12 protein-coding genes and 1 pseudogene are annotated in these 9744 nt (G+C 61.9%); 5 read left to right on the forward strand and 8 right to left on the reverse strand.

Going from position 1 to position 9744, the window contains the following annotated elements; translation table 11 throughout:
* Nucleotides 1–532 (reverse strand): MFS transporter (locus tag E5W87_RS09005; RefSeq protein WP_292396162.1); only part of this gene is annotated, 532 nt, incomplete at its 3' end.
* 175 nt (nucleotides 533–707) lie between these two features.
* Between E5W87_RS09005 and E5W87_RS09010 the strand changes: the two genes are divergently transcribed.
* Together E5W87_RS09010 and E5W87_RS09015 are read left to right on the forward strand one after the other, a co-directional pair.
* Entirely contained in the window at nucleotides 708–1373 is a 666-nt protein-coding gene (locus E5W87_RS09010; protein WP_292396166.1) for a GntR family transcriptional regulator, read from the forward strand.
* A 59-nt stretch (nucleotides 1374–1432) separates the two neighbouring features.
* On the forward strand, nucleotides 1433–1693 hold the full coding sequence (locus E5W87_RS09015) for a DUF982 domain-containing protein (protein ID WP_292396169.1): 261 nt from the start codon (nucleotides 1433–1435) through the stop codon (nucleotides 1691–1693).
* 54 nt (nucleotides 1694–1747) lie between these two features.
* Here E5W87_RS09015 and E5W87_RS09020 read toward each other — a convergent pair whose 3' ends face one another.
* Nucleotides 1748–1906 carry a hypothetical protein gene (locus E5W87_RS09020; protein WP_023798419.1) on the reverse strand — a complete coding sequence of 53 codons (159 nt, stop codon included), beginning with the start codon at nucleotides 1904–1906 and terminating at the stop codon, nucleotides 1748–1750.
* Nucleotides 1907–2110: 204 nt separating this feature from the next.
* Here E5W87_RS09020 and E5W87_RS09025 point away from each other — a divergent pair, with 204 nt between their 5' ends.
* Nucleotides 2111–3082, forward strand: a complete 972-nt coding sequence (locus E5W87_RS09025) for a glycosyl transferase family 90 (RefSeq protein WP_292396174.1) — start codon at nucleotides 2111–2113, stop codon at nucleotides 3080–3082.
* A gap of 34 nt (nucleotides 3083–3116) precedes the next feature.
* On the opposite strand, the pseudogene E5W87_RS09030 reads toward E5W87_RS09025, so the two are convergent.
* Nucleotides 3117–4160, reverse strand: a pseudogene (locus E5W87_RS09030) (aldo/keto reductase).
* Between the two features lie 258 nt (nucleotides 4161–4418).
* Between E5W87_RS09030 and ppk2 the strand changes: the two are divergent.
* Nucleotides 4419–5339, forward strand: a complete 921-nt coding sequence (gene ppk2 / locus E5W87_RS09035) for a polyphosphate kinase 2 (RefSeq protein ID WP_292396176.1) — start codon at nucleotides 4419–4421, stop codon at nucleotides 5337–5339.
* 283 nt (nucleotides 5340–5622) lie between these two features.
* Here ppk2 and E5W87_RS09040 read toward each other — a convergent pair whose 3' ends face one another.
* The 5 genes from E5W87_RS09040 to E5W87_RS09060 all read right to left on the reverse strand — a co-directional run bounded on the left by E5W87_RS09040 (nucleotide 5623) and on the right by E5W87_RS09060 (nucleotide 9196).
* Complete coding sequence (locus tag E5W87_RS09040; RefSeq protein WP_292396179.1) at nucleotides 5623–6267, reverse strand: dihydrofolate reductase family protein; 645 nt, start codon at nucleotides 6265–6267, stop codon at nucleotides 5623–5625.
* Between the two features lie 161 nt (nucleotides 6268–6428).
* The gene (locus tag E5W87_RS09045) at nucleotides 6429–6731 is read right to left on the reverse strand and encodes a HepT-like ribonuclease domain-containing protein (protein WP_292396182.1); all 303 of its coding nucleotides are present in this window, start codon (nucleotides 6729–6731) and stop codon (nucleotides 6429–6431) included.
* Nucleotides 6732–6777: 46 nt separating this feature from the next.
* Nucleotides 6778–7071 carry a nucleotidyltransferase domain-containing protein gene (locus E5W87_RS09050; protein WP_292396184.1) on the reverse strand — a complete coding sequence of 98 codons (294 nt, stop codon included), beginning with the start codon at nucleotides 7069–7071 and terminating at the stop codon, nucleotides 6778–6780.
* 48 nt (nucleotides 7072–7119) lie between these two features.
* Entirely contained in the window at nucleotides 7120–8151 is a 1032-nt protein-coding gene (gene hemB, locus E5W87_RS09055) for a porphobilinogen synthase (protein WP_292396187.1), read from the reverse strand.
* 226 nt (nucleotides 8152–8377) lie between these two features.
* A complete protein-coding gene (locus tag E5W87_RS09060) occupies nucleotides 8378–9196 on the reverse strand; it encodes a DUF2066 domain-containing protein (protein ID WP_292396190.1) in 819 nt (272 codons plus the stop codon).
* A gap of 161 nt (nucleotides 9197–9357) precedes the next feature.
* On the opposite strand from E5W87_RS09060, the gene E5W87_RS09065 reads away from it, so the two are divergent.
* Nucleotides 9358–9744: enoyl-CoA hydratase/isomerase family protein (locus tag E5W87_RS09065; RefSeq protein ID WP_292396193.1), on the forward strand; the 387-nt coding region annotated here is incomplete at its 3' end.

Below are 9744 nucleotides of genomic sequence, written 5' to 3' on the forward strand. Positions count from 1 at the left end.
CGCGGATGCCGATCAAGGGCGGCAGCGCGCCGCCGAGCAGGGGCCCGACGAGGGCGCCGGCCGTGATTCCGGCCGACAGCACGCCGAGCGCCCAACCGGACCGGTCCCTCGGCGTCTGCATGGCCACCAGGATGGTCGAACCTGAGGAATAGCCGCCGGCGAAGCCGATCAGCAGGCGCAGCAGCACCAGCTGCCAGACAGTCTCCACCATGCCGGTCAGCGACATGCAGACGGCCATGCCGAAACTGGCGCGCACCAGCATCAGCTTGCGGCCGTAGCGGTCGCCCAGCCGTCCCCACAGCGGCGCCACCAGCGCGGCGGCGAAGAACGTGGCCCCGTAGGCGATCCCGGACCACTGTACAACAGCTGCGTGGCCCTCGGCGCCCAGCTGCTCGACATAGAGCGGCAGGAAAGGCAACAGCAGGGTCATGGCAACAAGCGTGCTGAACGAGCCGGCAAAGCACACGGCGAGATTGCGGCGCCAGTGGATGTTGTAGGTGCCTTGCGCGGCGAGGGTGGCGTCTTGCGGCATGTCTGTCCTGTCCGGCAGCTCGTATGAAAACTTGCTGCAGATACCATTTTGGGATACCAAACTGGTATCCGTCATGGACGCAAGCCCGGCCGCTGTCAATGCGGCCCTCTCAACGTGATCGGCAAATGCTGGCCAGCACCCGATCGCCGGAAAAAATGGCCGGAATGGAGCCGCCATGTCGCAGATGCAGAATGTCGAAATTGGGCTTCGCGAGATGATCCTCGGCCTCGAGGTCGGTCCGGGCGAGCGGCTGACGGAACGCTGGATCGAAAGCCGCTTCGGGGCCTCGCGCACGCCGGTAAGGGCAGCATTGCTGCGGCTCGAAACGGAAGGTCTGGTCTGCCGCGACGGGCGCGGCTGGACTGTGTCGCCCATCAATCTCGCCGAGCTCGAGCAGATCGCCGTGTACCGCGAGGCGGTCGAGGTTGCGGCGGTCAAGCTGACTTGTGCCTTGGAGGACAGGACCGCCGTCGAAATCATCGAGGCGATGCTGGACTCCTGCGACGCCGGCAGCCCACGCGAGGAATGGCATCGCGTCGGCATGGATTTTCACATCGAGCTGGCACGGCTGTCTGGCAACGAGTTCCTGTTCAGGGCGGTCCGCGATGCCATGACGCGCCTGTCGCGCGCCCGCTGGCTGGAGGTTCGCGACGAGGCGGCACTCGGCCGTGCCTGGGCCGAGCACCATGCCATTCTGGCAGCGGTGCGGACCGGCGATGCCGATGAGGCGGCACGTCGGCTTTCGGCCCATATCGTCGGCAGTCGCGACCGGCTGGTGACATCGCTGCACAATGACCGGCGCGGCCTGAGGGCCAGGGGATTTGCCGTCGTTGCGGCCTGATTGCGGAGGGCAACCACTTTCGCCCTCGCTTCACGAGCGCCGATGGCGTAAGAGCGGCGATGGAAAACAACCGATTTGAAACACCCGTGACCGTCAAGTCGGGCGCGGCGGGAACCACTCAGCTCTTGCGGACCGTCCGGGAGGCTTCCGATTACCTCCTCAACAACTGGCCCGGCAAGCGCAGTCCAAAGCATCGCGAAGCGCTGCAGGCCTGCCATGATGCCCTGGCCGGCGACAAACCGGCCATGATCGCGAGGCGCGCCTTCATAGCCGCCGCGCGCGAAGTGAACGTTTTCGTCAGCGACAAGGCGCCGGCCTGAAGACGCAGCGGGATTCCTAGGCCAAATCCGATCCGCCTCGCGGGCCGGACGCCGTTACTCTGCCGTTTCCGTTTCGGTCTCGGAGGTGGTCTCGTCTTCGGGCTTCGAACGTTCCTTGGCTGCGACCTTGGCCGCCTGCTTTTCCGCCTTCTTGGCGGCCTTCTGCCGGTCGCGTTCCTTGCGTTCCTGGCCGTAATTCGGTGCTCGCGCCATATTTCTTCCTTTCACAATCCTGAAGGCTGTTAGCCCTGCCTAGGAGCATTGGGATACAAACACAACACCGCAAAAGGCGATCGGCTCCATAGATAGCCGGCAGGCCGGTCGCACGCGGTTCCGGGCTTGCAAGATGGCCGGCACAATGGTGTAGGAGAGACCGGGGTACAAATAACAAGCTCACCTGTTTTTACCAAGTGACCGATGGCCACGCTTCAAAGAAACGCACAGAAGCTATTCTACTATGCGCGCAATGCCATGCGCGATATCGCGCCGCAGGCATTGTTCCGCCGCAGGCTCGCCGGGTTGCTCGATCAGGCCAGGCTTTCGGACGGATCGATCCGCGCGCGTCTCAACTATTACAACAGACTGCAGGACGCTTTCGCGCCGAGCGCCGATGCCGTGCCGGTAAGCCGGCTGCCGACAGACCGGAGCATGTATTACTACGATCTGAAGGAATTTACCCGCTACTTCGATCCCGATTTGCGCATCGACCTCGAATTCGGCGACGTCATCGAGGTGCCTGCCATGCCGTCGATCGTCAAGGATCGGCCGATCGCCGGCGACAACAGGAACGGGGTCCTGTTCAAGCTCAACAAGTTCCGCCACTTCCACATGCCCGCCGACGATGTTGCCTTCGCGGACAAGCTTCCGGTCGCGGTCTGGCGCGGCGAGCTCAACAATCCGATACGGACCTTGCTTCTGGAGGCAGCGCGCGATCTGCCCTTTTGCGATGTCGGCACGCCCAAACCGACGGCAGCGCCGGAATATCGCAAGCCTTATCTGAGCATCGATCAGCAGCGGCGCTACCGTTACATCATTTCGCTCGAAGGCAACGATGTGGCGACCAACCTCAAATGGATCATGAGCTCGAATTCGCTGTGCTTGATGCCGCCGCCGACATACGAGACATGGTTCGGCGAAAGCGAACTCGTGGCCAACGTCCACTATGTGCCGCTCAAGCCGGATTTCACGGATCTTGGCGAGCAGGTGCAGTATCTCGAGCGGCATCCTGCCGAGGCCGAACGCATCGTTGCCGCGGCCAACGCCTACTGCCGCAAGTTCTCCGACGAGCGGGCCGAGCAGGCGATCTGCTTGCTCGTGCTCTACAAATATTTCGCGCTCAGCGGCCAGATCGAGCCCGACCCGGAGGTCTGGCGTTTTATCTCGGGCTAGCTCGCGGCGATCTTCGACCTGATCCGACCCCTTGTCAGATATCATCCCGGTCGAGAACCAGATCGGCCGGACCGAACCGGTCTTTTGCCGTGAACTGCTGGTGCCAATAGGGGTAGAGCACCGGAGGCCTGCTCACAGCGTCCAGGCGTGCGCGCTCATCGCTGGTCAGCACCAGGCTTGCAGCGGCGATATTGTCCTTGAACTGCGCTTCGGTCCGGCCGCCGATGACCAGCGAGCTGACGGCCGGCCGGCCGAGCAGCCAGGCAAGCGCCACCTGCGCCGCTGACACGCCATGGTTCTTGCCGATATAGGCAAGCACGTCGACGATCCGCCACAGCCGGTCCTCGTCGCGGATAGGCGGTTCCTTCCAGCCGCTGAGCTGACGGGCGGTGGCCTGGTCGCGATGATATTTGCCGGACAGCAATCCACCGGCGAGCGGGCTTCACACCAGCACGCCAAGCCCTTGGTCGACCGAGATCGGCAGCAGTTCATATTCGGCTTCGCGCGCTTCCAGCGTGTAGTGGATCTGCTGGGTGACGAAGCGCGGCTGGTGCTGGCGATCGCTGATCCCCAGCGCCTTCATCACTTGCCAGCCGGAATAGTTTGAACAGCCGACATAGCGGACCTTGCCTTGGCTGACGAGCGTGTCGAGCGCGGCGATGGTTTCCTCGAGCGGTGTCGTGCCGTCCCATTCGTGCAGGAAATAGATGTCGATGACATCGGTCCTGAGACGCTTCAGGCTTTTTTCGCACTCGCGGATCAGATGATAGCGCGACAGCCCTTCGTCGTTGGGACCGTCGCCGATCCGCATGCGCGCCTTGGAGGCGATCAGCACATCGCCCTTGCGTTTGCCGCCAAGCGCTTCGCCGATGATCTCTTCCGAAAGCCCGTTCGAATAGACGTTGGCGGTGTCGATGAGATTGATGCCGGAATCGATGCAGAGGTCGATCATCCGGCGCGCCTCGTCGAGGTCGGTCTTGCCGACCGCCGAAAATGCGCCGGCGCCGCCAAAAGTCATGGTGCCCATGGTGAGCGTCGAAACCTTCAGCCCGGAACGGCCGAGAGTGCGGTATTCCATGTCAGATCCTCGCAATTGGGTTGAGAAGGCGGTGCTTCAAAGCTGCCCGAAGGAGCTTGGCATTTGTAGGACAATACGCGCGGCTTGTCGCCAATGCCATGGAGGGCGGGTCGATCACATCTTACCGTTTTGGCGACCGGCGCACAGGCCGGCTGCAATAAAACCGTCATTGCCGGCCTGTATGCAAGTCGGCTCAAGGTGTTCGATCACGGCCGCCAGGCCGGACGCCGACACGGGCGCGCACGCGGAGCAGCATAAATGACCGACGCAAAACAGAATTCTCCAGCCAGGGACTGGCTGGAGGCGGAGCTAGCCGACACGCTCGACGAAGACTACGAGCTGGAAATGTCGGAACCGGCGCTGTCGCTGGAAATTGCCAAGATCTACAAGAACGCGCATCCGCCCTCGATGGATCGCATGCAGTATTTTCGTGACCTGATCACGCTGCAATCCGAATTGATCAAGCTGCAGTCCTGGGTGGCTTACCACAAGAAGAAGCTGGTGGTGGTTTTCGAGGGCCGCGACTCGGCCGGCAAGGGCGGCGTCATCAAGCGCATCACCCAGCGGCTCAATCCGCGGATCTGCCGCGTCGTAGCACTGCCTGCGCCGACGGAGCGGGAGAAGTCGCAATGGTATTTCCAGCGCTATGTCCCGCATCTGCCGGCAGGCGGCGAGATCGTGCTGTTCGACCGCTCCTGGTACAACCGCTCCGGCGTCGAAAGGGTGATGGGATTTGCCGAGCCGGATCAAGTCGAGGAGTTTTTTCGCGACGTGCCGGAGTTCGAGCGCATGCTCGTCCGCTCCGGCGTCACGCTGGTCAAATACTGGTTCTCCATCACCGACGAGGAGCAGCAGATGCGCTTCCAGATGCGCATCCACGATCCGATGAAGCAATGGAAGCTCTCGCCGATGGACCTGCAGTCGCGCGTACGCTGGGAGCAGTACACCAAGGCCAAGGAAGAGACGTTCGCCCGCACCAACATTCCCGAAGCTCCTTGGTTCATCGTCGAAGGCAACGACAAGAAGCGGGCGCGGCTGAACTGCATCGACCATCTCCTCAAGCAAATGCCTTACGAGGAGGTGCCGCACGAGGAAATCATACTGCCGGAACGCGTCTTCAATCCCGAATACGAGCGCCAGGTGCTGCCGCGCGAGCTCTACGTGCCTGAGAAGTATTGAGGCAGGGCTCCCTTCTCCCCGATCACTATACGGGGAGAAGGTGCCGGCAGGCGGATGAGGGGCGGCGCCAAACTCAACAATTTAACCCGCCAAAATCACTGCGTGGATCAAACTTATTCTGACGTCATATTGCCATCGGTGGCATTGTCCGGCAGCGTAATCTTCGATCGCTTGCGCCGCCCCTCATTGCCCTGCCGGGCATTTCTCCCCGTATAGTGACGGGGAGAAAGGGCCTGCACCAAGGGTTTCGCCAACAGCGCAGACAAAACGCCCACGCTGCTTCCTAATTGCGCTCAATAATGACGTGCGTTGCATTCGGCGTCGCGACCTGCTCGCTGCACCGATATCCGAGCTTGAGCATGTCGATGCCGGCAAAAAGGTTCTCTCCGGAGCCGAGCAGCATCGGCGATATCGCCAGATGCATGTCGTCGATGAGCTTTTCCCTCAGATATTGCCGGATGGTGGCGACGCCACCGCCGAGCCGTACATCCTTGCCATCAGCCGCTGCTTTCGCCTTTTCCAGCGCTGAGTGAATGCCGTCGGTCACGAAATGGAAGGTCGTGCCGCCCTCCATGACGATAGGATCCCGCGGATGGTGGGTGAGCACGAAGACCGGCACATGGTAGGGCGGATTGTCTCCCCACCAGCCTTTCCAGCTTTCATCCGGCCACTCGCCGCGGATCGGCCCGAACATGTTGCGGCCCATTATCCACGCCCCGGTGTTTTCGAAGCTGCGCGCCACGAACCCATCGTCCGTGTCCGTGGTCCCGCGATCGTCGCCAGACATGTTGCGGAAGGTTCGGGTGCCGAACATCCAGTTGTGCAAGGCTTCCCCGCCGACGCCCAGCGGCTCTTTCAGGTTCTGGTCGGGACCGGCGCCATAGCCGTCGATCGACAGGGTGAAAGCGTTGACGCGAAGTTTGGACATGAGAACCTCCCTAAACCAGTTGTGAAATGCAAGCAGTTGTTTTTAGCTAGACTGATTGCATTTTGCAAGCGGTATTTTGAAATCTCCGCGCCGAGCGATGAGCGGTTCGTTTGGGCCAGCCGCATCAGGACTACAGCCAAGACGGGTAGTTGCAGCGGCAGTTACTTGCGCCGCGATGCTTCGAGAATGCGCTCGACAGCTAGGCGTAGCGGCGACAGACTGTCTGTCACTACGGCCCAGACGATAGCGTCGGAAGTCTTGTAGTATTCGTGACGCAAAATGTTGCCTATTCCACGAATCTGCTTCCAGGGAATTTCTGGAGCAAGAGCGATCAAATCGTCCGGGATGTGCCGGGTGGCTTCGGAATTAATCTCGATGCCGCGCTCCACGCCGTGACGAAGCAGCCAGTCGTCACGAAAGTTATCCAGAGTCTTGCCGGCGGTGGCAGCGCTGATGCCATCCAAAGCCGCTATGATCTCGGCTAGGATCGGCTCGATCGGCGAACCGGCATCAGAATACGCGCACGGCCGATTGTTCGATCTCGGCCTTCAACATAGGATGAAGGCTGTCGCGTGTGGTGATGTCAATTTCCGTTGACATCTTCTCTTCCAGAAATTGCTTGATGCCGACCAGATCGATCAGAGAGAAGCGCCGCGCCGGATCATAGTCGATGAACAGATCAAGATCGCTGCCCGGCTGCGCATCGTCCCGCGCCGCCGACCCGAATAGATAAAGCGAAGTCGCGCCCATGCCTTTGATGGCATCTGCGTTTCTCTGCAACCGTTCGATGACCTCATTCCACATGGGTCCATTCTAGCGGATTGCAGCAAAATCCGAAAATGATGCGAGTACCTACCCCTTCAGCATCGCCGCCACTTCGGGCGCGAAGTAGGTGAGAATGCCGTCGCAGCCGGCGCGCTTGAATGCTAGCAGCGATTCCAGCATCGCCTTGTCGCCGTCGATCCAGCCATTGGCGGCAGCCGCCTTGATCATCGAATATTCGCCCGACACCTGGTAGGCGAAGGTCGGCATCCGGAATTCGTCCTTCAGCCTGCGGATGATGTCGAGATAGGGCAGGCCGGGCTTGACCATCAGCATGTCGGCGCCCTCGGCGAGATCCTGCTCGGCCTCACGCACGGCCTCGTCGGAATTGGCATGGTCGAGATAGTAGGTCTTCTTATCGCCCTTGAGCAGGCCGGCGGTGCCGACCGCCTCGCGATAGGGACCATAGAAGGCGGAGGCGAATTTCGTCGCGTAGGACATGATCGCCACGTCCTGAAAACCGTTGGCGTCGAGCGCATCGCGGATGGCGCCGATGCGGCCATCCATCATGTCGGACGGGGCTATGATGTCGGCGCCGGCTGCCGCCTGGATGACGGCAGCCGCCGTGACCTGCTCCACGGTCTGATCATTGACGATGATGCCGTCGCGCAAGATGCCATCGTGGCCGTGCGAGGTGAAGGGATCGAGTGCCGCGTCGGTGATGATGCCGATCTCGGGCACCGCGTGCTTGATCGCGCGCGTAGCGCGGTTGATGACGTTTTCCGGATCGAGGATATGCGAGCCGGTCTGGTCGCGCAGGCCGAGCTCGACATTGGGGAAGGTGGCGATCGCCGGAATGCCTAGCTTTGCCGCGCGCTCGGCCTCCTTGACGGCAAGGTCGAGCGACAGGCGGAAGACACCAGGCATGGCGGCGATCGGTTCGCGAACATTCTTGCCGTCGACGACGAAGATCGGCCAGATCAAATCGTCGACGGAGAGCCGGTTCTCCTGGACGAGGCGGCGCGACCAGTCCGCCTTGCGCATGCGGCGCAAACGGCGGCTGCCGGTGATCTCGTCGACGCTGCGCGCGCCGGCAGGCTTTGCTGGGGTGAATTTGTTCATCGCCAAAACTCCGGATCGGGCGGCTTTTACCACGAGCCTTCGCCGCTGACCAATGCGGCACGATTGTGCCAGCACCCTAAGGTAGGGGTATGTCGAGATTCAGGTCAGGCCGAGCCGAAAATGGTGGGTTCCGAGAACCGGAACGGAGCGTACGTTTAGGTACGCGAGTACCGGAAGCGCAGGAAACCGCCGTTTGCAGGCCGGCATCATCTGAAACTCGGCATACCTATGGCTGACCGTTGCCGGACAGGATTTGCGCCGCTCCCCGCATGGCGACGCGGAACGCCTCGTCGAAACTGACGCCGCGCACCTGCCAGCTGTAGGTCTTGCCGTCCGTGGCAAGCCGCCAGTCGGCGATCCAGCCCAATTCCCCGTCGCTCCAGGCGATGCTGCCGGCAAGCGCCTGGTCGGCGCCGGCCTGTCTGGCGGCCTTGTCCAGAGCCGCCATATCCGTCTCGTGCAGCGCCTTGTCGTCCAGCCCGGATTCGGAAAGGTGCGACGCCTTGGGAAATACGATCCGCATCGCCAGCGGGTCGGCAGCATTCACGAATGATTCGCGCATCGGTGCGCCGTGTTCATCGTCTGCGGTCAGCGCGAAATGCCTTGCGCCTCGCTCCGTTGCGAGAAGGACCGCCAGCCGCGGCCGCGCGGCAAGCCATGGCTTGCTGCCGAGCGATGCCAGCACCGGGTCGATCACCTCAGGCGTGTAGAGGCAGGTAAGATCGTGCGGCCGGTCATGCGTGCCTTGTTCGTCGTGGATCGGAATGCCTTCGATCCTGTCGCGGTAGCGGAATTCAGCAATGAAGTCGCCGGCCTTGTCGCGCAGCGCCGCCATTTCAGGCTTTTTCGGCAGCCGCTGATCGCCGGAGACCTTGACCAGAACCGCATCCAGGCAAGCCTTGAAACCGATCTGGCGGTTTTCTTCGCCTTGGCCGGTGACGATTGTCTTCGTGCGGTAGAGATCGTCCTCGGCCAATGCAGGACGGGCAGTCGCGCATACCATCAGGCCGATCGCCACAAGGGCAAGACGCAAAAATCCAGGCATGATTCAACGTCCGGTTGGAGAGCCCGTGGTCAAGATGGTCAATTCTAGCATCGGACGCCGGCGGCGACCAAGGCGGCAGGATTAGCCGCCGCCATTGACGCACCCATGCGCCACGCTTTAGCACTTCAGTCCCGGCGGCGCGGGGGAGGGATTCTATCGCGATGGATTTTGGCGGCGGCGACGAGATCCGCTTCGAACGATTGGGCAGGGCCGGCGTCGTCACGCTGACGCGGCCGCAGGCGCTCAATGCCGTCACCCATCGCATGGTCAAGGCGCTCGACAAGGCGCTGCGTGCCTGGGAGCGCGATCATGAGATCGATGTCGTCGTCGTCAAGGCCGAGGGCAGGGCGTTTTCGGCCGGCGGCGATATCCTCCACGTCTACGAGGCCGGCCGGGCGGGAAAGCCGCCGGTCGATTTCTTCGCCGACGAATACCGGCTGAACGCCCGCATTGCGCGGTTCAGGAAACCCTATGTCGCGCTGATCGACGGCATCGTCATGGGCGGCGGCGTCGGCATCTCGTTTCACGGCTCGCAGCGCGTGATGACC

This window comes from Mesorhizobium sp., from assembly GCF_004962925.1.
GTDB lineage: Bacteria > Pseudomonadota > Alphaproteobacteria > Rhizobiales > Rhizobiaceae > Mesorhizobium.

Excerpts from the sequence above, each read along its gene's own strand:
- E5W87_RS09010 (WP_292396166.1), top strand. The coding sequence starts at position 708 with ATGTCGCAGATGCAGAATGTCGAAATTGGGCTTCGCGAGATGATCCTC.
- E5W87_RS09015 (WP_292396169.1), top strand. The coding sequence starts at position 1,433 with ATGGAAAACAACCGATTTGAAACACCCGTGACCGTCAAGTCGGGCGCG.
- E5W87_RS09020 (WP_023798419.1), bottom strand. The coding sequence starts at position 1,906 with ATGGCGCGAGCACCGAATTACGGCCAGGAACGCAAGGAACGCGACCGG.
- E5W87_RS09025 (WP_292396174.1), top strand. The coding sequence starts at position 2,111 with ATGGCCACGCTTCAAAGAAACGCACAGAAGCTATTCTACTATGCGCGC.
- ppk2 (WP_292396176.1), top strand. The coding sequence starts at position 4,419 with ATGACCGACGCAAAACAGAATTCTCCAGCCAGGGACTGGCTGGAGGCG.
- E5W87_RS09040 (WP_292396179.1), bottom strand. The coding sequence starts at position 6,267 with ATGTCCAAACTTCGCGTCAACGCTTTCACCCTGTCGATCGACGGCTAT.
- E5W87_RS09050 (WP_292396184.1), bottom strand. The coding sequence starts at position 7,071 with ATGTGGAATGAGGTCATCGAACGGTTGCAGAGAAACGCAGATGCCATC.
- hemB (WP_292396187.1), bottom strand. The coding sequence starts at position 8,151 with ATGAACAAATTCACCCCAGCAAAGCCTGCCGGCGCGCGCAGCGTCGAC.
- E5W87_RS09060 (WP_292396190.1), bottom strand. The coding sequence starts at position 9,196 with ATGCCTGGATTTTTGCGTCTTGCCCTTGTGGCGATCGGCCTGATGGTA.